This is a genomic window from Modestobacter sp. URMC 112 (genome assembly GCF_053502575.1).
In genome coordinates this window covers 840,209-860,208 of record NZ_CP199957.1, presented here as the reverse complement: position 1 = coordinate 860,208, position 20,000 = coordinate 840,209, and the positions used below count along the sequence as shown (strand labels likewise).

At 75.1% G+C, this 20,000-nt stretch carries 20 protein-coding genes; 10 read left to right on the top strand and 10 right to left on the bottom strand.

The genetic code is table 11. From position 1 onward, the window contains the following. Window positions 1–51: 51 nt before the first annotated feature. Complete coding sequence (locus tag ACWIX6_RS04205; protein WP_448615587.1) at window positions 52–810, top strand: hypothetical protein; 759 nt, start codon at window positions 52–54, stop codon at window positions 808–810. Window positions 811–1,023: 213 nt separating this feature from the next. Here ACWIX6_RS04205 and purH read toward each other — a convergent pair whose 3' ends face one another. The 7 genes from purH to ACWIX6_RS04170 all read right to left on the bottom strand — a co-directional run bounded on the left by purH (window position 1,024) and on the right by ACWIX6_RS04170 (window position 8,391). Further along, window positions 1,024–2,574, bottom strand: coding sequence for a bifunctional phosphoribosylaminoimidazolecarboxamide formyltransferase/IMP cyclohydrolase (gene purH, locus ACWIX6_RS04200; protein WP_448615586.1), 1,551 nt, complete (start codon window positions 2,572–2,574; stop codon window positions 1,024–1,026). After that, window positions 2,571–3,227 (bottom strand): phosphoribosylglycinamide formyltransferase, encoded by a 657-nt coding sequence (gene purN / locus ACWIX6_RS04195; protein WP_448615585.1) that lies wholly within the window; start codon window positions 3,225–3,227, stop codon window positions 2,571–2,573. The genes purH and purN overlap by 4 nt, the downstream gene beginning before the upstream one ends. 97 nt (window positions 3,228–3,324) lie before the next feature. Next, a complete protein-coding gene (locus ACWIX6_RS04190) occupies window positions 3,325–4,521 on the bottom strand; it encodes a cell division protein PerM (protein ID WP_448615584.1) in 1,197 nt (398 codons plus the stop codon). Window positions 4,522–4,602: 81 nt separating this feature from the next. Beyond that, on the bottom strand, window positions 4,603–5,115 hold the full coding sequence (locus ACWIX6_RS04185; RefSeq protein WP_448615583.1) for a hypothetical protein: 513 nt from the start codon (window positions 5,113–5,115) through the stop codon (window positions 4,603–4,605). A 121-nt stretch (window positions 5,116–5,236) separates the two neighbouring features. After that, complete coding sequence (gene sucD, locus ACWIX6_RS04180) at window positions 5,237–6,115, bottom strand: succinate--CoA ligase subunit alpha (RefSeq protein ID WP_448615582.1); 879 nt, start codon at window positions 6,113–6,115, stop codon at window positions 5,237–5,239. Window positions 6,116–6,198: 83 nt separating this feature from the next. Beyond that, window positions 6,199–7,359 (bottom strand): ADP-forming succinate--CoA ligase subunit beta, encoded by a 1,161-nt coding sequence (sucC, locus tag ACWIX6_RS04175; protein ID WP_448615581.1) that lies wholly within the window; start codon window positions 7,357–7,359, stop codon window positions 6,199–6,201. A 96-nt stretch (window positions 7,360–7,455) separates the two neighbouring features. Then, a complete protein-coding gene (locus tag ACWIX6_RS04170; protein WP_448615580.1) occupies window positions 7,456–8,391 on the bottom strand; it encodes a hypothetical protein in 936 nt (311 codons plus the stop codon). Between the two features lie 353 nt (window positions 8,392–8,744). Here ACWIX6_RS04170 and ACWIX6_RS04165 point away from each other — a divergent pair, with 353 nt between their 5' ends. Next, complete coding sequence (locus ACWIX6_RS04165) at window positions 8,745–9,668, top strand: esterase/lipase family protein (protein ID WP_448615579.1); 924 nt, start codon at window positions 8,745–8,747, stop codon at window positions 9,666–9,668. A gap of 240 nt (window positions 9,669–9,908) precedes the next feature. After that, on the top strand, window positions 9,909–10,934 hold the full coding sequence (locus tag ACWIX6_RS04160) for a peptidoglycan DD-metalloendopeptidase family protein (protein ID WP_448615578.1): 1,026 nt from the start codon (window positions 9,909–9,911) through the stop codon (window positions 10,932–10,934). A gap of 207 nt (window positions 10,935–11,141) precedes the next feature. Here ACWIX6_RS04160 and pcrA read toward each other — a convergent pair whose 3' ends face one another. Next, window positions 11,142–13,436: a DNA helicase PcrA gene (pcrA, locus tag ACWIX6_RS04155; RefSeq protein ID WP_448615577.1), complete on the bottom strand. Its 2,295-nt coding sequence runs from the start codon at window positions 13,434–13,436 to the stop codon at window positions 11,142–11,144. A gap of 258 nt (window positions 13,437–13,694) precedes the next feature. Here pcrA and ACWIX6_RS04150 point away from each other — a divergent pair, with 258 nt between their 5' ends. From ACWIX6_RS04150 to ACWIX6_RS04135, 4 genes are all read left to right on the top strand, one after another. Further along, entirely contained in the window at window positions 13,695–13,976 is a 282-nt protein-coding gene (locus ACWIX6_RS04150) for a chorismate mutase (protein ID WP_448615576.1), read from the top strand. 136 nt (window positions 13,977–14,112) lie between these two features. Beyond that, window positions 14,113–14,688: a carboxymuconolactone decarboxylase family protein gene (locus tag ACWIX6_RS04145; RefSeq protein ID WP_448615575.1), complete on the top strand. Its 576-nt coding sequence runs from the start codon at window positions 14,113–14,115 to the stop codon at window positions 14,686–14,688. After that, on the top strand, window positions 14,685–15,575 hold the full coding sequence (locus ACWIX6_RS04140) for an RNA polymerase sigma-70 factor (protein ID WP_448615574.1): 891 nt from the start codon (window positions 14,685–14,687) through the stop codon (window positions 15,573–15,575). Before ACWIX6_RS04145 ends, ACWIX6_RS04140 begins: the two co-directional genes overlap by 4 nt. Window positions 15,576–15,638: 63 nt before the next feature. Further along, entirely contained in the window at window positions 15,639–16,373 is a 735-nt protein-coding gene (locus ACWIX6_RS04135) for a PIG-L deacetylase family protein (protein ID WP_448615573.1), read from the top strand. Window positions 16,374–16,406: 33 nt separating this feature from the next. Here ACWIX6_RS04135 and ACWIX6_RS04130 read toward each other — a convergent pair whose 3' ends face one another. Continuing rightward, the gene (locus ACWIX6_RS04130) at window positions 16,407–17,102 is read right to left on the bottom strand and encodes a response regulator (protein ID WP_448615572.1); all 696 of its coding nucleotides are present in this window, start codon (window positions 17,100–17,102) and stop codon (window positions 16,407–16,409) included. Next, entirely contained in the window at window positions 17,099–18,298 is a 1,200-nt protein-coding gene (locus ACWIX6_RS04125; RefSeq protein ID WP_448615571.1) for an ATP-binding protein, read from the bottom strand. The genes ACWIX6_RS04130 and ACWIX6_RS04125 overlap by 4 nt, the downstream gene beginning before the upstream one ends. A gap of 135 nt (window positions 18,299–18,433) precedes the next feature. On the opposite strand from ACWIX6_RS04125, the gene ACWIX6_RS04120 reads away from it, so the two are divergent. From ACWIX6_RS04120 to ACWIX6_RS04110, 3 genes are read left to right on the top strand one after another with little or no spacing between them, the layout of a single operon-like run. Continuing rightward, window positions 18,434–19,363 carry a PspC domain-containing protein gene (locus tag ACWIX6_RS04120; RefSeq protein WP_448615570.1) on the top strand — a complete coding sequence of 310 codons (930 nt, stop codon included), beginning with the start codon at window positions 18,434–18,436 and terminating at the stop codon, window positions 19,361–19,363. Beyond that, window positions 19,356–19,646: a hypothetical protein gene (locus ACWIX6_RS04115; RefSeq protein WP_448615569.1), complete on the top strand. Its 291-nt coding sequence runs from the start codon at window positions 19,356–19,358 to the stop codon at window positions 19,644–19,646. The genes ACWIX6_RS04120 and ACWIX6_RS04115 overlap by 8 nt, the downstream gene beginning before the upstream one ends. A gap of 28 nt (window positions 19,647–19,674) precedes the next feature. Then, entirely contained in the window at window positions 19,675–19,995 is a 321-nt protein-coding gene (locus ACWIX6_RS04110; RefSeq protein WP_448615568.1) for a hypothetical protein, read from the top strand. Window positions 19,996–20,000: the final 5 nt, after the last annotated feature.

The following is a 20,000-nucleotide window of genomic DNA, read 5'->3' as shown; positions in this document are numbered from 1 at the left end:
TCGCGGGACGGACGGCGGCGCGGCCGCACCTCCTGCGCACGAGGAGACCCGATGACCGACCCCGCAGTGCACGGCAGCTCCGCCCACCGTGGTGCGACCGGGCAGCCGCTGGCCGAGCAGCCGACCACCGAGGTGGTGTACGACCGGCACGAGGCCGGCGCGGCGCCGTACCAGCAGCCGTACCAGCCGCACCCGCCGGAGCGGTACGACGACGACCCGTACGACGACCGCTACGACGACCCGCAGCCGGAGCTGCTCGGGGGAGGGACCGCACACCGGGACGACGACGGGTACGACGGCGACGACGTCGAGGACCTGCAGGACACCGAGGACGGGGAGGACGACGACCCGGCCTGGGACCCGTACGTCGGCACCGCGCCGGTGGAGGTCCGCCGCGCCGACATCGTCGCCGGGCTGCTCCTCCTGCTGGCCGGCATGGCCGCCGGGGTGAGCCTGCTGGTGGTCTGGGTCGTCGGCGGCGCGACCGGGCTGGAGCTGGTGCGGGACGGGCTGACCGGCACGACGTCGGGCGGGACCGGCTCCTGGCAGCCGCCCGCGGTGGTCGGCAGCGGCATCGTGCTGTTCGTGATCGGGCTGCTGATGTACGCCCCGGCCCGCACCCACCAGCTGCTCGGCGTGCTGGCGCTGCTGGTCTCGATGGTGGCCGCGGCTGCAGTGCTGGTCCCGCTGGCCGACGCCGGGTGGGACCTCGAGGCCTTCGCGGTCGGCGCCTGGTTCGCCGTCGCGGTCGCCGCGCTGGGCATGCTGGGCGCGCTCAAGGCGATGAGCACCGGCCCGCGCCTGCGCTGAGCGACCCCGCCCCGCGTCCGCCGCGAGCCTGCGAGCGGTGAGGGGCAGCGCGGCCCCCGTACAGGGTCCCACCGCGAGCCTGCGAGTGGTGGGGGGCAAGTCGGCCCCCGTGCAGGGTCCCGCCGCGAGCCTGCGAGCGGTGAGGGGCAGCGCGGCCCCCGTGCAGGGTCCCACCGCGAGCCTGCGAGTGGTGGGGGGCACGGGGGTCCTTTTTCAGTGGGCGAAGTGGCGGGTGCCGGTCAGGTAGAGGGTCACGCCCGCCGCGGCAGCGGCCTCGACCACCTCGGCGTCCCGGACGGACCCGCCCGGCTGGACCACCGCGCGCACCCCGGCGTCCAGCAGCACCTGGAGCCCGTCGGCGAAGGGGAAGAACGCGTCGGAGGCGGCCACCGACCCGGCGGCCCGGTCCCCCGCCCGCGCGACGGCCAGCCGCGCGGCGTCCACCCGGTTGACCTGCCCCATGCCCACCCCGACGGTGGCCTTGTCGCTGGCGAGCAGGATCGCGTTGCTGCGCACGGCGCGCACGCTGCGCCAGGCGAAGACCAGGTCGTCCAGCGCCGCGGCGTCCAGCGGCTCGCCGCTGGCCAGGGTCCAGCTGGTCGGGTCGTCGCCGGGCGCGTCGATCCGGTCGGCGGTCTGCAGCAGCAGCCCGCCGCTGACCGCCCGCATCTCCACCGACAGCCGGGGCGCCTCCGGCATCCGCAGCAGCCGGAGGTTCTTCTTCGCGGTCAGCAGGGCCAGGGCGTCCTCGGTGAACGACGGGGCGACGACCACCTCGGTGAAGACCTCGGCGATCTGCTCGGCCAGCGTGAGGTCGACCTCCCGGTTGGCCGCGATCACCCCGCCGAAGGCGGAGACCGGGTCGCAGGCGTGCGCCTTGCGGTGCGCGGCGGCGATGTCGGAGCCGACCGCGATCCCGCACGGGTTGGCGTGCTTGATGATCGCCACGCAGGGGTCGACGTGGTCGTGCGCGGACCGCCACGCGGCGTCGGTGTCGACGTAGTTGTTGTAGGACATCTGCTTGCCGTGCAGCTGCTCGGCGTCGGCCAGACCCGGCTGCCCACTGCGGTACAGCGCGGCGCCCTGGTGCGGGTTCTCCCCGTACCGCAGCACGTCGGTGCGCTCCCAGCTGCCACCGATCCAGTCCGGGAAGCCGCTCTCGTCGTCGGGGGCCAGCACGTTGCCCATCCACGAGGCGACGGCGACGTCGTAGGCGGCGGTGTGCCGGAAGGCCTCCGCGGCCAGCCCCTGGCGCTGGGCGAGGGTGAACCCGCCGGCCTGCACCGCGGACAGCACCTGGTCGTACCGGTCGGGGGCGACCACGACGGCGACCGAGGGGTGGTTCTTCGCCGCGGCGCGGACCATCGCCGGGCCCCCGATATCGATCTGCTCCACGCACTCGTCGGCCGAGGCGCCGGAGGCGACGGTCTCGCTGAACGGGTACAGGTTCACGACGACCAGGTCGAAGGGCGCGATGCCCAGGTCGGCCAGCTGGGCGACGTGGTCGGGCTTGCGTCGGTCGGCCAGGATGCCCGCGTGCACCGTCGGGTGCAGCGTCTTCACCCGGCCGTCCAGGCACTCGGGGAACCCGGTCACCTGCTCCACCGGGGTGACCGGGACGCCGGCCGCGGCGATCCGGGCCGCGGTGGCGCCGGTGCTGACCAGCTCGACACCGGCCTCGGCCAGGCCCCGGGCGAGCTCCTCCACGCCGGTCTTGTCGTAGACGCCCAGCAGGGCCCGGCGTACGGGGATGCGCTCGCTCATCGACTGCTCTCCTCGATCCCTGTGCGGATGGTCGGTGTGCCGGCTGCCGGACGCCGGTCGGTGGAGGCGGCCAGCTCGGCCACCGTCTGCACCAGGAGCTCCCGCTCCACGGTCTTGATGCGCTCGTGCAGGGTGGCCTCGTCGTCGCCCGGCCGGACCGGCACCGGCCGCTGGGCCAGCACCGGACCGGTGTCCATCCCGGCGTCGACCACGTGCACGGTGGCCCCGGTGACGGCGGCGCCTGCGGCCAGGGCGTCCCGGACGGCGTGCGCGCCGGGGAACGACGGCAGCAGCGCCGGGTGGGTGTTGACCACCCGGCCGGGGAAGGCGGCGAGCACGGCCGGGCCCAGCAGCTTCATGAAGCCCGCGCAGACGACCCAGTCGGGACGGTGGCCGGCCAGCTCGGCGGCCAGCGCCCGGTCCCAGGCGGCCCGGTCGGGGTGGTCGCGCAGCGGCGTCACGAAGGTGGGGAGTCCGCGGGTCCGCGCGTGGTCCAGCCCCGCGGCGTCGGGGCGGTCGGAGCCGACGGCGACGACCTCTGCCGGGTGTCCCGGGTCAGCGGTCGCGGTCAGGAGGGCGGCACAGAGGCTCCCGGTACCGGAGAGCAGGACGACCACGCGGGACCGCGGTGTGGCGGGCGCGACGGCGGGCACGTTTGCCAACCCTAGCCGCGCGGAGCCGGTGGCCCCCGGCCCCCTCGCAGGGGCCCGCCGCGAGCTCGCGAGCGGTGGGGGGCGAGGGGGTCCTTTCTCAGCCGCGGGCGCGCCACCGGCTGACCGCGCCGGCCGGCACGGCGGCGATGCCGGCCTGGGCGGCCACCGCCAGTCCGGTGGCCAGCGCGGGTGCGCCCACCTCGGCGAGCGCCCCGTCCCCCAGCTGGCCCCCGGCGACCAGCACGCCCAGCCCGGCGAGGACGCCGACACCGACCCCGGCGAGGACCGCCCACAGCGCGGCGGTGATCGTCCCGCCGTCGGTGTCGCCCATCCGGCGGCCCAGCGCCGTCCCGGCACCCAGGCCGGCGAGCACCGGGAGCGCCTGGGAGAGGAAGGCCAGCAGCGGCACGGCCTGGGTGTCGGGCAGGGCGGCGACCAGCGGCAGGGCCGGCACGCTGCCGAGGGTGACCCCGCTGACGGACACCAGCGTGCCGGCGCCCAGCTGGAACCCGGGTCCGGCGGCCACGCCGAGCGCGGCGGCGGTGGCGTTCGGCAGCAGCAGCAGGCTCAGCCCCACCTGACCCGCCGCGCCGGCACTGGCCCCGCCGAGACCGGTGGCCAGGTCCGCGACGCCCTCGACGTCGGCGGCCAGGGCGACGGCGACGACGGCAGTGCACCCGGCAGCCAGCCACCACCCCCCGGCGGCGACACCCCGCAGGACAGCGGGGCCGGGGCCGGGGAACCGCTCGAGCACGGCCTCCCCCAGCCCGGACTCCCGCAGCGCGCCGGTCCCGGCGGCGAGCAGCGCCAGCACCGCCGCACCGACCGCGGGCCGCAGCAGTCCCACCGTGGCCTGCTCGCCGTCCACCAGTGCCGCCACCGCGACGGTGGCGGCGGTGTGCACGCCGACCAGCACCGCCAGCGCGCCGGCGACGCCGCGGGCCTCGTGCAGTTCCCGCAACGCCACGACCGAGCGGCCCGCCCGGCTCAGGCCCCACGCGACGCCCAGGGTGAGCAGCAGTGGCGCGACCCGCAGCGGCCCGGACGCCAGCCCGAGCTCCGCGCCGTGCGCCAGCAGCCACAGCGCTCCGGCCACCCGGGCCGAGGAGGGCAGCGGGAGCCCGCCGGCCGGGTCCAGCTGCTGGACGACGACCAGGGCCAGCACCAGGGCGAGCAGCCCGGTGAGCGTCACCGCGATCGCGGTGCCGGCGGCCAGCCACCCGGTCGGCGGCCCCCACGGCTCCCCCGGACGGCGCTCCGCCCGGCGGGGCAGGCGGGACAGGAGGGACGTCACGCCTCCACTGTCGCAAGCCCGGCCGACGTCGCGGCGGCGCACGCGCCGGGCGTCGGGGAAGTCACCGGCGCCGCGACCGGGTCACCGGGGCGTCGGGGACCCGGGAGAGCCTCCCGCGGGCGCCCGGAGCTCGGGCAGCAGGGAGAGCACCGCGCAGACCCCGACCGCCGCGGTGACCAGGACCGCCAGCAGCGGTACGGGCTCGAAGCCGTAGTCGGTGCTGCGCAGCCAGACGACCAGGGTCAGCAGGAAGGCCGACGCGGCCAGCCCCACGGTGACCAGGCCGGCGGGGAACCGCACGGCGGGGCGGGCCGACGGGGGCAGCGCCGTCCAGACGGCCGCCGCGAGCAGCAGGAGCACGCTGACCGGGACGAGGACGCTGAACCCGTAGCCGCGGGCCGAGACCCGTCCGAGCACGTCGAAGGTGACCGACGCCCAGGGCAGGGCGGCCAGGGCCGCGTACACCACCCCACCCGCCACGACGCCCGCGTCGCGCCAGGTCAGCCGGCCGGTGACCGTGCTCAGCCGCGCTCGGGCCCGGGCACGGGAGGGGCCGGACGCCGCGGAGGGCGGGTGCGGGCCGTCCGACGTCATCGCCGCTCCTCTCGCCGGTCGCCGTCCCCGGGGCGACCGGTCCCGGTACGCCGCTGCCCGGCACCCGCGAGGGGTGCCGGGCAGCGGATAGGCCCTCCTGCAGGGGCAGGAGGGTCCTCCCTCAGGAGCCGATGATCTCCCGCATGAGGCGCGCGGCCTCCGACGGGGTCTTGCCGACCCGCACGCCGGCTGCCTCGAGGGCCTCCTGCTTGGCGGCGGCCGTGCCGGCCGAGCCGGAGACGATGGCGCCGGCGTGGCCCATGGTCTTGCCCTCGGGGGCGGTGAAGCCGGCGACGTAGCCGACGACGGGCTTGGTGACGTTGGCCTTGACGAAGTCGGCGGCCCGCTCCTCGGCGTCGCCACCGATCTCGCCGATCATCACGATGGCCTCGGTCTCCGGGTCGTCCTGGAAGGCCCGCAGGCAGTCGATGTGCGTCGTCCCGATGACCGGGTCACCGCCGATGCCGACCGCGGTGGAGAAACCGATGTCCCGCAGCTCGTACATCATCTGGTAGGTCAGCGTGCCGGACTTGCTGACCAGCCCGATCTTCCCGGCCTGGGTGATGTTCGCCGGGATGATGCCGGCGTTGGAGCGCCCGGGGCTGATCAGGCCGGGGCAGTTGGGGCCGACGATCCGGGTCGAGCCGCCCTGGGCGTGCGCCCAGAAGTACGTCGAGTCGTGCACCGGGATGCCCTCGGTGATGACCACGCACATCCCGATCTGGGCGTCCACGGCCTCCAGGACGGCGTCCTTGGCGAACTTCGGCGGCACGAAGACGACGGACACGTCGGCCCCGGTCTCCTTCATCGCGTCGCCCACGGAGCCGAACACCGGCACCGAGGCACCGTCGAACTCGACGCTCTGGCCGGCCTTGCTCGGGTTGACGCCACCGACGACGGCGGTGCCGGAGGCGAGCATGCGCTGGGTGTGCTTGCGCCCCTCGGACCCGGTCATGCCCTGGACGATGACCTTGCTGTTCTCGGTGAGGAAGATCGACATCTCTGGTGTCCTGTTCTTGAGGTGGCCCCCTTCCAGGGGCCCGCCGCGAGCGTGCGAGTGGTGGGGAGGAAGGGGGTCCTTCCCTAGGCGGCGAGCTCGGCGGCCCGGCGCGCGGCGGCGTCCATGGTGTCGACCACGGTCACCAGCGGGTGGTTGGCCTCGGCGAGGATCCGCCGGCCCTCCTCGACGTTGTTGCCGTCCAGCCGGACGACCAGGGGCTTGGTGGCCTCGTCGCCGAGCATGCCCAGCGCGGACACGATGCCGTCGGCCACGGCGTCACAGGAGGTGATCCCGCCGAACACGTTGACGAACACGCTCTTCACGGCCGGGTCGGACAGGATGATGCCCAGCCCGTCGGCCATGACCTGCGCCGAGGCGCCGCCCCCGATGTCGAGGAAGTTGGCCGGCCGGACGCCGCCGAACTCCTCACCGGCGTACGCGACGACGTCCAGGGTGCTCATGACCAGGCCGGCGCCGTTGCCGATGATGCCGACCGAGCCCTCGAGCTTGACGTAGTTGAGGTCCTTCTCCTTGGCCGCGGCCTCCAGCGGGTCGGCCGACGCGGCGTCCTCGAGGGCGTCGTGCCCGGTGTGCCGGAAGCCGGCGTTCGCGTCCAGGGTGACCTTGGCGTCCAGCGCCAGCACGGTGCCGTCGGGGGCCTTGGCCAGCGGGTTCACCTCGACCAGGGTGGCGTCCTCCTGGGCGAAGACCTCCCACAGCTGGACGGCGATGGCGATCACCTGGTCGCGGACCTCGGCGGGGAAGCCGGCCGCGTCGACGATCTCGGCGGCCTTCTGCGCGTCCACCCCGACCGTGGCGTCCACCGGGACCCGGGCCAGCGCCTCGGGACGCTCGACGGCGAGCTGCTCGATGTCCATGCCGCCCTCGACCGAGGCCATCGCCAGGAAGGTGCGGTTGGAACGGTCGAGCAGGTACGAGAAGTAGTACTCCTCGGCGATGTCGCTGGCCTGGGCGACCATCACGCGGTGGGTGATGTGGCCCTTGATGTCCAGACCGAGGATGTCCTGGGCGCGCGCCCGCGCGGTCTCGGGGTCGTCGGCGAGCTTGACGCCGCCGGCCTTGCCCCGCCCACCGACCTTGACCTGCGCCTTGACGACGACCGGCGCCGCGATCTCGCGGGCGATCGCCTCCGCCTGGTCCGGCGTCTCGGCGACGCCGCCGGGGAGCACGGGCACACCGTGCGAGGCCAACAGGTCACGGGCCTGGTACTCGAAGAGATCCACGAACAGGGACCGTAGCCCGGCCGGGACCCGGTGTCTCATGTGCCTCGACGACCGTGCCCGGCATCACAGGTGACCGCCCGGCCGGGACGCCGCCGGTCAGCGTCCGGCGCGGGGGCCCTTCCGCCAGCGCCAGGCCAGCACCGTGACGCCCGCCGAGGCCACGGCCAGCAGGAGCAGGCCCATCCCGGGCACGGTCCAGTCGACCTCCGGGCTGCGGGCGGCGTCCCGGAGCCCGGCGAGCGCGGTGGCCAGCAGGGTGACGGTCACCGCCAGCAGACCGCCCACGGCGCCCAGCCGGGGCCGCAGCGACGGGGCGATGACCGAGCACAGCAGCAACGCCCCGGCCAGCAGCAGCCCGCCGAGCAACGCCAGGCCGGGCCGTTCCAGCAGGGCCTGCGGTCCCTCGACGGTGACCACGGTCTCCAGGCCGGTCGCCGGGTCGGTCTGCACCCGGTCGGGCACGTCGGCGGCGGGCACGGCGAGGCACAGGACGGCGGCGACCCCGATCAGCGAGGCCGCGGCCGCCAGTGCCGGACGAAGCGGGTCCAGCGACCCGCCGTCCTCCATCACCGTGCGGCCCCAGGCCACCAGGGCGACCAGCCCGGCGAGCACGGTGAGAGCCAGCGCGACGACGCCGAGCACCCACCCCGCACCGGTCTCGACCGAGCTGGTGAGCACCCGCTCGCCGGCGAGCACCTCGACCGCGGGCCTGGTGGTCGAGCCGGTCCCCTGGTAGAGCTCGATCAGCAGCCGTCCGACGGCGAGCGTGCCGGTGACCGCGGCGTAGGCCAGGCCGAGGCGGGGCACCCGGCCCAGCACCAGCCCGACCCCGACGACGACGGCGGCGACCGGGCCGACCAGCGCCAGCAGCGCCTCGACCGGGCCGGTGACCAGCGAGACGACCTGACCGCCGACGACGAGGTAGGTCGGGAAGAGGGCCACCGCACCGACCACCCCGGCCAGGGCCAGGAGCAGCCCGGTGAGGCGCGCCGTGTTCGGGACGGCGCCGACCACCACGACGTCGGGGGACACGGACGGCCCGTCCGCCGGTCGCCGGGCCGTCGGGCGCCGGGCGGTGGCGGCGGGCCGGGCACCCGGCCGCCGGGGAGCGGCGGCCGCTCCGGAGCCGGTCTCCCGACCAGGGGCGGCGCGGCCGGGGGCGCGGTCACGGGCGGGCACGGGGTCCCCTTCCATGGGGTGGTGTCGGGAGGCAGGGGAGCCTCCCGGTCGGAACTCTCGGCGCCCGGGGCGGCGAGGGGGTACCGACGGGCTGTCGTGTTGCCGATGTGTGACATCAGACACACGGGGGCATCACAGCCGCCGCGATGAGCACACACCCATTGCGCGCCGGCCGGTGCGGACCGGACTCGACAGAGGGAGGCGCGGTGGGCGCGACGGAGCTGTGCTCCGCCCCAGGGTGGCACGACCGGCCGCGGGCAGTCGTCAGCGACCTGCCGGCCCCGTCTCCCGGCACCGTCCGCGCCGGCCTCCGCTCGCTGCTCTCGCCCAGCGGTCTCACCGGTGGGGTCACCGAGCTGGCCTGGGTGGGCGCGCACGCCCTGCTGTACCCCCTGGGCGCCCGGACCGAGCAGCTGCGCCCCGACGTCCGGTACCGGCCCGGCGCCCAGCCGCCCGGCGTACGCGCGCTGTTCGCCGACGACCCGCTGGCCGCACGCATCCCGGTGGTCCTGGTGCACGGCCTGGTGGACAACCGCTCGATCTTCGCGGTCATGCGCCGCAGCCTCCGCCGTCGCGGGTTCGCCCAGGTCTGCTCCTGGAACTACAGCCCGCTGGTGCGGGACGTCGAGAGTGCCGCCGCCTCGCTGGGGCGGCACATCGAGCGCGTCTGCCAGGACACCGGCCACGAGCGGGTGCACGTGGTGGCCCACAGCATGGGCGGGCTGGTGGCCCGCTACCTGGTGCAGCGCCTGGACGGCGACCGGCGGGTGGACTCCCTGGTCACGCTGGGCACGCCGCACGGGGGCACGCTGTGGGCCCACGCGCTGCCCACGCCGCTGGGACGCCAGCTCCGCCCGGGGTCACCGCTGCTCCGCGAGCTCGCCCAGCCCGCGCCGGACTGCCGGACGCGGGTGACCTCCGTCTACAGCGACCTGGACCAGATGCTGGTCCCCGCCACCGTCGGCCGGTGCGAGCACCCGGACCTGCGCGCCCGGAACGTGTTCGTCCGAGGGGTCGGGCACATGTCGCTGCCGATCCACCGGGGCGTCCTGGACGAGGTCGCCGCCACGCTGGCCGGTCGCCGCGAGGCCCCTGAGCCTGACGTGTCCACGGAGACAGCGGTCGCCTGAGACGACCAGGTCCTGTGGCTCGTGTGACGACTGGTGCTGACACTGCGTTGTCGTGGTGACACGCCCGGTCAGGTCGTTGGACCACCCCGTGCGGCTGCCTAGCGTGCGGGACGACGCCTGAGGGAGCAGTCCGGAGGCGTCACGCACAACTGATGTGCAGCAGCGGTGGGCCCTCCCCGGCCGGCCGGTGTCCGTTCGGTGCCACGGCTCCCCCGTGTCGCCCGCTCGGAAGGTGCCGCGGTGTACCGCCAGGACGAGTTCGCAGGACGGTCGTGGCCCGACGTCGCCACGGCGTCCCGGCCTGCCATCGGCCTCGGTGCCTCCGTGCCCCCGCTGCCCCGCAGCAGCCGGCCCGCCACCGTCAGTAGCCGGGAGACCGGCCGCATCGCCCTCGAGGACCGTCCCCGCCCGGTCGACCGGGACCGGCTCCGTCCCGCCCTCTCCCCCGCCGCCCCCTCCCCGACCCCGCTGCCGAGCCCGCGCGCCGCGGCGGACGACACCGCCTCCGCGCACGGCCCCCGGACGTCGGTCGAGGTGGTGTCGCCGGCCGACGCGCCGGCCGACGAGGAGCGCACCGCACCCGGTCCCGCCGACGGGCCCCGTCGACGCCGCCGGCTGCCCGCCGCCCCGGGCCGCCGGCCCGCGCTGCTGCTCGCCGCCCTGGTGGTCGGCGCGCTCATCGCCGCGCTGCCCGGCGGCGGGGACGCCACCTCGTCGTCGGCCGCCTCCGGACTGGACTACGGCCTGGGCATGGAGGCCGACACCGGCTTCGCCGGGGGCGTCGAGGTCGCCGGCGCCCGCGGTGAGATCAGCCAGGCGGAGGCCGAGGCGCGGCTCAACGAGATCGCCGCCTCCCGGGCGGCCCGTGCGCCCAAGTTCTTCCTGCCCACCGAGGGCCGCCTGACCACCTGCTTCTGCATGCGCTGGGGCAGCATGCACTGGGGTCTCGACCTCGCCGCGCCCCTGGGCACGCCCATCCTGTCCGCCGCCGAAGGCGTGGTGCTGCGCGCCGGCGCCGCCTCCGGCTACGGCAAGGCCATCTACATCCAGGACGCCGACGGCGACGTGCACGTCTACGGGCACATGCGGCACCTCCTGGTCGAGGCCGGCGACGTCGTCGCGGCCGGCGACCTGATCGCCAAGGTCGGCAACGAGGGGCAGTCGACCGGTCCGCACCTGCACTACGAGATCCACAAGGGCGGCATCAACGGCAAGCCCATCGACCCCGAGGACTGGCTCGGCGAGCGCGGCATCTCCGTCCGCTGACACCGTGCACCTCGTCGTCCTGACGGACGACCCCGCGGCCACGTGCCGTCACCTGTCGCGATGAGCCGTTGAGTCCCGCCTGCGCGGGAGCCTCCGGCCCCACTCGGCGGGATCCCCAGTGGCCGGCACCGTCGTCGGCGCCTCGGGGGTCCGGTCCCGCCCTGGCCTCGTCGGCTCCCCGGCCGCTGGGCACGTGTGCCCCGACGACTACAGCTTGACCAGCGGGGCGTAGCGCAGCACCAGCCGCTTGGTGCCGCCGGAGCCGAAGTCCACCGTCGCCTGCGCCTTGTCCCCCGCGCCGGTCACCTCGACCACCGTGCCCATCCCGAAGGCGTCGTGGCTGACCCGGTCCCCGACGTCCACCATGATCACCGGCCGGTTGCCGGCGCCGCCGCGCAGCCCGCCGGTGGACAGCCCGGTGGCGGCCACCCGGGTCTGCGCAGAGCTGTAGCCGGTGGACACCGGCGCCGGCGTCATGCGCTCCCAGTGGACGGCGTCAGCCGGCAGTTCGTCGAGGAACCGGGACGGCGGGTTGTAGGCCGGCTGCCCCCAGCTGGTGCGCACCGTGGCCCGGGACAGGAACAGCCGCTGCTGCGCGCGGGTGATGCCGACGTAGGCCAGCCGGCGTTCCTCCTCCAGCTCGCGGGGGTCGCCCAGCGCCCGCAGGTGCGGGAAGACGCCGTCCTCCAGGCCGGTGAGGAAGACGACCGGGAACTCCAGTCCCTTGGCGGTGTGCAGGGTCATCAGGGTGACCACGCCGGCGTCGTCGCCGGTCACCGGTATCTGGTCGGCGTCGGCGACCAGCGAGACCTGCTCGAGGAAGCCGGTGACCGTGCCGCCGGGGTTGGCCGCCTCGAACTCGGCCGCCACCGAGATGAGCTCGTTGAGGTTGTCCACCCGGCCCTCGTCCTGCGGGTCGGTGCTGGCCTCGAGCTCGGTGAGGTACCCGGTGCGGTCGAGGATGCTCTCCAGCAGCGCCGCCGGACCCGAGCCGGTCTCCACCAGCTGCTCGAACTCCTCGAGCAGCGCCACGAACTCCTCGATGGCCTTGAGCGAGCGGGTGGCCAGGCCGGGGGCGTCCGCGGCCCGCCGCAGCGCCGCTCCGAACGGCACCCGGTCGCGGTCGGCCAGCTGCTCCACGCAGGCCTCGGCGCGCTCGCCGATGCCCCGCTTGGGGGTGTTCAGCACCCGGCGCAGGCTGACCACGTCGGCGGGGTTGGCCACCACCTTCAGGTAGGCCAGCGCGTCCCGGACCTCGCGGCGTTCGTAGAACCGGACCCCGCCCACCACCTTGTAGGGCATCCCGACCCGGATGAACACCTCCTCGAAGACCCGGGAGGCGTTGTTGGTGCGGTAGAAGATCGCGATGTCCGCGGGCCTGGCCTTGCCCTCGTCGGTGAGCGCGTCGATCTGCTCGGCCACCCAGGCGGCCTCGTCGTGCTCGTTGTCGGCGACGTAGCCCTCGATCAGCTCGCCGTCGCCGGCGTCGGACCACAGGTTCTTGGGGCGGCGCGAGGTGTTGCGGGCGATCACCTGGTTGGCCGCCCGCAGGATTCGCTGCGTCGAGCGGTAGTTCTGCTCCAGGACGATGGTGGTCGCCTCGGGGTAGTCGCGCTCGAACTCGTCGATGTTGCGGATGGTCGCGCCGCGGAACGCGTAGATCGACTGGTCGGCGTCACCGACCACGCACAGCTCCGCCGGCGGCACCGAACCACCGGGCAGGCCGACCAGCTCCCGGACCAGCACGTACTGCGCGTGGTTGGTGTCCTGGTACTCGTCGACGAGCACGTGCCGGAAGCGCCGCCGGTAGTGCTCGGCGACGTCCGGGAAGGCCTGCAACAGGTGGACCGTGGTCATGATCAGGTCGTCGAAGTCCATCGAGTGGGCCTCGCGCAGCCGCCGCTGGTAGAGCCGGTAGGCCTCGGCGAGCACCTTCTCCGGCGCGGTCTGCGGCGCGAAGGACTCCTCGTCGACCAGCTCGTTCTTCAGGTTGGACACCTGCGCGGCCAGCGAGCGCCCGGGGTAGCGCTTGCTGTCGAGGTCCAGGTCGCGGGCCACCATCGTCATCAGCCGGACCGAGTCGCCCTGGTCGTAGATGGTGAACGAGCTCTTCATCCCGAGCTTCGCTGCCTCGGCGCGGAGGATCCGCACGCACATCGAGTGGAAGGTCGACACCCACATCGCCCGCGCGCGGGGGCCGACCAGGGAGGCGACCCGCTCCTTCATCTCACCGGCGGCCTTGTTGGTGAAGGTGATGGCCAGGATCTCGCCGGGCTGGGTGTGCCGGGCGCCGAGCAGGTAGCTGATCCGGTGCGTGAGCACCCGGGTCTTGCCGGAACCGGCGCCGGCCACGATGAGCAGCGGGCCGCCCTCGTGGACGACGGCCGCACGCTGCGGGCCGTTGAGGCCGGACAGCATCCGGTCGAGCTCCCGCCCGGCCTGACCGGGGGTCGCGCGGGCGAGTGCGGCGGTGCCGGGGAGGGCTTGCTGCGGGCTGCTCATGACCCAGCCACTCTAGGCCGGGACACCGACGGTCCCGAGCCGGAGCACCGACGTGCCGGCGGTGCGCTGGCGCGCCGTCGCCCGGCCGTGCCACACTCTCCGCGTGCTGCGCCACCGCGAGTTTTCCTACGGCCACCGGGTCCCGGTGTCCGTCGCCGCTGGCTGAGCAGCCACCGCACACACGACGCCCCGGGCCCACGGCCCCGGGGCGTTTCTCGTTCCCGGGGGTCGAGGTCCTGCCACCCTCCGGAGGACACCATGGACACCGTCACGCTGAGCAGCGACGACGCCGCCGAGCCGGCCGACCGGATCGGTGAGCTGCGCACCGAGATCGACGACTGCGACGCCCGGATCATCGAGCTGGTGCAACGCCGGCTGGCCATCTCGCAGGAGATCGGCGCGCTCCGCACCTCCACCGGAGGCATGCGGCTGTCGCTGTCCCGCGAGCGGCAGGTGCTGTCCCGGTTCCGCAACGCGCTGGGCCCGGACGGCGCCACGCTCGGCATGATGCTGCTCCGCCAGGGCCGCGGCCGGCTGTAGAGGAAGGACCCCCCGGCCCCGTCCCGAGGCTCGCCCCGAGCTTGCGAGGGGTGAGGAGGACGGGGTCCTTCCTGTCACATCCGAGGGGGGGTGTGTCGTCTTCTCGGGTGTACACCCGATGAGGAGGGACCCACCCATGGCACGCATCCCGCTCGACCCGCCCCGCACGCTCGTCCACCGGCTCACCGAGTGGTACTGCCGCCGCCGGTTCGGGACGCTCGTCGAACCGGCCACCGCGATGGCGCACAACACCCGCGTGCTGCTGACCGACGCCCGGCACGAGATGGCGCTGGAGAAGTGGCACGCCCTCGACCCGACCCTCAAGGACCTCGCCGTCATGGCGTCCGCCGTCACGGTCGGCTGCTCGTGGTGCGTGGACTTCGGCTACTGGCTCAGCACGACCAAGGGCGTCGACCCGGCCAAGCTGCGCGCCGTGCCGCAGTGGCGCGACAGCGACCTGTTCTCCGACACCGAGCGCGCGGTCCTGGCCTACGCCGAGGCGGTGAGCACCACGCCTCCGGCCGTCACCGACGCGATGGTGGCCGGCCTGCGGGAACGCCTGGACGACGCCGCCCTGGTGGAGCTGACCATGATGATCGCCGTGGAGAACCAGCGGTCGCGGTTCAACAGCGCGCTGGGCCTGACCAGCCAGGGCTTCTCCGACCGCTGCGAGGTCCCGGCGTCGACCGCCGGCACGGCCTCGTCCGCATGAGCACGCCCCCGGTGCCGGACGCCGAGCTCGACGCCTTCGACCGGCACCGGCGGCTGCTGTTCGGGGTCGCCTACCAGATGCTCGGCAGCGTCGCGGACGCCGAGGACGTCGTCCAGGACGCCTGGCTGCGCTGGTCGTCCGCCGACCGGGCCGACGTGGCCGACCCGAAGGCCTACCTGGTCCGGGTCACCTCCCGGTTGGCGCTGGACCGGCTCGGTGCCGCCCGCACCCGGCGGGAGACCTACGTCGGCCCGTGGCTCCCCGAGCCGCTGCTGACCGAGGCCGTCGCACGCGGGCCGGAGGAGGCGGCCGAACTGGGCGAGGAGGTCTCGCTCGCCGTCCTGGTGGTGCTGGAGACGCTGTCCCCCGTCGAGCGCGCGGTCTTCGTGCTGCGCGAGGTCTTCGGGATGAGCTGGGCCGAGGTGGCGCGGGCCCTGGACCGGTCGGAGGCCGCCGTCCGACAGCTGGGCCACCGGGCGCGGGAGCACGTGCAGGCCCGTCGTCCCCGCTTCGACGCCGACCGCCGGGCGCAGCAGGAGGTGACCGAGCGGTTCCTGGCCGCCTGCGCCGGTGGCGACGTGGAGGCGCTGCTGGCAGCGCTCTCCCCGGGGGTCGTGCTCCTGACCGACGGCGGCGGCCGGGCCAAGGCGGCACTGCGACCGATCGTCGGGGCGGACAAGGCCGCCCGGTTCCTGATCGCCGTCTCGGCCGGGCTGTCCCAGCCGGGGTCGCGGGTCCGGCTGGTCGACGTCAACGGTGCGCCCGGGGTCCTCGTCGAGAACGACTCCGGTCCGGTCATCGCCGTGTCGCTGGTCGTCGCCGACGGCCGGGTGGAGCAGGCCCTCGTCGTCCTCAACCCGGACAAGCTGGCCGGCATGCGCGGGTGAGGGACCGGGTGGCCCTCCTGCGGGTGGGTGGGGCAGGAGGGGCCTTCTCCTAGGCTCCCGCAGGTGACCTCACCGCCTCCCTCGCAACCGGCCGCGCACGTCGAGCGCGCGCTGTGCGTGCTCGCCCACCCCGACGACGTGGACTTCGGCAGCGCCGGCACCGTCGCCACCTGGACCGCGGCCGGCACCGAGGTCACCTACTGCATCGTCACCGACGGCGACGCCGGCGGCTTCGACGACACCCCCCGCGAGCAGATGGGCCCGCTGCGCCAGGCCGAGCAGCGCGCCGCCGCCGCCGCGGTGGGCGTCTCCGACGTGCGCTTCCTCGGGTATCCCGACGGCCGGCTCGAGCTGACCCTGGACCTGCGCCGCGACATCAGCCGGGTGATCCGGCAGGTCCGCCCGCAGCGGGTGCTGACCAGCTCACCGGAACGGTTCTGGGAGCGCATCGGCGCCAGCCACCCCGACCACATGACCGTCGGGGAGTCGACGCTGCGCGCGGTCTACCCCGACGCGCGGAACCCGTTCGCCTTCCCCGAGCTGCTGGCCGACGAGGGCCTGGAGGCGTGGACGGTCGACGAGGTCTGGCTGGGCGCGAGTCCCCGCGCAGACCACGCCGTCGAAGTCACCGAGGTCGTCGACCGCAAGTTCGCCGCGCTGCGGGCGCACGTGACCCAGGTGGGCCACCGGACCGACCTCGAGGAGTTCGTGGGCGGCTGGATGCGGCGGACCGCACGCCTGCACGGCCTGCCCGAGGGTCGGATGGCCGAGGCCTTCCACGTCGTGCACACCGCCTGACGGAGGACCCTCCGCAGGGCGGAGGGGCCGCGACTACAGGAGGCGGTTGGTGGCCGCCCAGCGGGTGAGTTCGTTGCGGTTGGACAGCTGCAGCTTGCGCAGCACGTTGGAGGCGTGCGACTCGACGGTCTTGACCGAGATGAATAGCCGCCCGCCGATCTCGCGGTAGGTGTAGCCGCGGGCCAGCAGCTGCATGACCTCCCGCTCGCGGGCGCTGAGCAGGTCCAGCCCGGGGTCGGTCGCCGGGTCGTCGGCGGCCACCGGCGCGGGTGCGGTCGCCGCGGGTGTGGCGGCGAAGGCGTCGAGGACGAAGCCGGCCAGCCGCGGACTGAACACGACGTCCCCGTCGGCGACCCGCTGCACCGCGGCCCGCAGGTCCGGACCGGAGATCGTCTTGGTGACGTAGCCCCGGGCGCCGGCCCGGATCACCGCGATGACGTCCTCGGCGGCGTCCGAGACCGACAGAGCCAGCCACCGGACGGCCGGCAGCTCGGCGTGCAGGGCGGCCAGCACGGCGCGCCCGCCACCGCCGGGGAGGTGCACGTCGAGCAGGACGACGTCCGGCGTGGTCGCCCGGATCCCGTCCACCGCGGAGGCGACGTCCGAGGCCTCCCCCACCACGTCGACCGCCGGGCCGAGCTCGGCGCGCACCCCGGCGCGGACCATGGCGTGGTCGTCGACGATGAAGACCCGCGGCCGGTCGCCGGGAGCCGCCTCCGGGGCCGTCACGCCGGCACCTCCGTCGTGACGCGGGGCAGGCACAGCTCCACCTCGGTCCCCTCCCCCGGCGCCGAGCGCACCGTGGCCGTGCCGCCCGAGCGGGTCAGCCGGGCCACCACCGAGTCGCGCAGGCCCCGGCGGTCGGGAGCGACCGTGGCCGGGTCGAAGCCGGTGCCGCGGTCCCGGACGAAGACCACCACCGAGGACGGCGTGACCTCGCTGTAGAGGGACACGCTGGGGGCACCGGAGTGCTTGGCGGCGTTGACCACGGCCTCGCGGGTGGCCTGGCCGAGCGCGGCGACCACGTCGTCCACCGGCAGGTCGCCGACGACGACCGGCTCGACGGTGACCGCGTGGTCGGCCTCCACCTCGGCGACCAGCCGGGCGACCAGCCCGGCCCAGGTGCCGCCGGTGGCCACCGTGGGCTCGTACAGCCAGGTGCGCAGCTCCCGCTCCTGGCTGCGCGCCAGCCGGCCCACCAGCTGCGGGGACTCGGCGTGCCGCTGGATGAGGGCCAGGGTCTGCAGCACCGAGTCGTGCAGGTGGGCGGCCACCGCGGCCCGCTCCTCGGACCGGATCCGGGCGGCGCGCTCCTCGGAGCGCTGGTCGAGCAGCCGGCGCCACAGCGGCGCGGTGGCCAGCGCGACCCCCACCAGGATCACCAGGGTCGCGGAGAAGCCGTTGCGGGCGTTGACCAGCTGGCCGGTGGTGGCCAGCAGCAGCACCACCCCGCCGACGCCGAGCAGGACGCCGGCGACCAGGCCGGCGCGGTTGGCCCCGCGGGCGAGGGTGCGCTCGCCGTCGAACTGCCGCCAGATGAGCGCGATCCCGGCGCCGGCCAGCAGCAGCGGGACGACGACGTTGCTGCCGCCCCAGCTGGCCAGCGGGGTGACCACCACGAGGGCGACCAGGCCGAGCAGCCCCAGGCCCAGCACCTGCCGCCGGCTGGGCGGCTCCGGGGCTCCCTCGTCCGCCTGCTCCGCCTCGGTGGTGGGGTCGGCCAGCCGCATGGTCATCCAGAGCAGCGCGTAGGCGATGACGCCCATGCCGCCGGCCACGGCGAGCACGACGAAGCCGATCCGGACGACCAGGGGCTCCAGCTGCAGGTGGCGCGCGGTGCCGGCGGCGACCCCACCGATCAGTCGTCCGCGCCGCGGGCGCGCCAGGGGCGGCCGGGGCGGCGCGGGCACGACGGAGGTGGTCACGGACCGATCGTCCCACCCTGGTGGGGCCTCCAGACACCCGTGATCACCCGGAGTCGCGGCGGGCAGGGACGCTCAGGGTCGGATCAGGTGGTTCCCCGATACCGGTGGAGCGGCCGGCTCGGCAGGCTCCTGGGCATGAGCTCCCCACCCTTCCCCCCGGCACCACCCAGCTACGACCCGCCCATGGGCGAACTGCCCGCCCCGCCGCCCGGCCCTCCCCCGCGTCCGCCGCTGCAGCGCAGCCGGACCAACCGGGTGATCGGCGGCGTGAGCGGCGGCCTCGCCGAGTACACCGGTGTCGACGCGCTGCTCTGGCGGGTGGGCTTCGTCGCCGTCACCCTCGCCTGGGGCGTCGGCCTGATCGTCTACCCGCTCCTGTGGCTGCTGATGCCGGCCGCCCCGGTCGACCCGACCGCCCAGGTGGTCCGCGCCCAGCGGGCGCCGGCCGGGCCGCGTTCCCCGGTCCCCGGCATCACGCTCGCCGTCGTCCTCATCCTGGTCGGCATCGGCGCCCTGCTCACGCGGTTCACCGGCATCGACCTGGGTGCACGGGCGTTCCTCGGCGGCGCCCTGCTGGTGGTGGGCGTCGGCCTGGCCGTCGCGGCGGTCACCGGCGCCCGACGCGGGTCCAAGGTCGGCCTCATCGTGCTGGGCGTCGTGCTGTCCTTCGCCGCCGTCGCGGCCACCACCGTCCGCATCCCCGACGCCCCGGAGGGCGACCGCAGCTTCAAGCCGGCCACCGCTGCGGACGTGGAGGCGCAGTACGACAGCGGTGTCGGCGACCTCACGCTGGACCTGACCGACATCGACCTCGCCGACGTCGGCCGGCCGATCAGCGTCACGCTGCACGCCGGCATCGGCGACGTGGAGGTCGTGGTGCCCCGTTCGGCCGACGTCCAGGTGCAGGTGGACAACGGCATCGGGGACGCCGACGTCTTCGGCGAGCCCTCCGACGGCGGCTTCTACCCCGGCACCGGGTCGGCGGCCTGGACCGACGACGACGACGCCGAGTTCCGCCTCACCATCGAGTCCGGCATCGGAGACGTGGAGGTGTCCCGTGGCTGACTACAGCGAGTTCCCGACGACGCCCACCCGGTGGCAGGAGAACCTGTGGCCGGAGCCGATCACCACTCCCGAGCCCGAGCCCGCACCCCCGGCACGACGCTCGATCGACCCGGTCTCCCTGGTCGCGGGCCTGGTCTTCGCCCTGCTGGGGACGCTGGTGGTCGCCGGGGTCGACCTCCCCGACTCGCCCCTGTGGGACGGCGGCCTCGGCTGGCTGTTGCTGATCGGTGGCGGGGTGGCGCTGCTGGTGACGGAGCTGCGCCGTGCCCGTCGCCGCCGCTGACCGGACCGCCCCGACCCGGAGGTGCGACGTGACGCAGGTCCCCACTCGCACCGCCGGGCCCGGGGCGGCGGGCCGGCCGGCCTGGTGGGGCCTGGTCCCGCTCACCGCCGGGGCGCTCTCGGTCCCGCTGGTGCTGGTGGACCCGGTCCTGGCCGCCACCCTCGGGGTCGTCTGCGTGGTGGTGGGCGTGCTCGGGGCCCGGACCAGCTCCGGCCCCGAGCGGCGGCACCACCTGGCCGGCGCCGCGCTCGGCGTGGTGACCGAGGCGCTCCTGGTCCTGGCGCTGACCGTGCTCAGTTCCCCGCTCGGCGCAGTGGTCGAGTCACCGCCCCTGGTCGCCGTCCCGTGAGCACC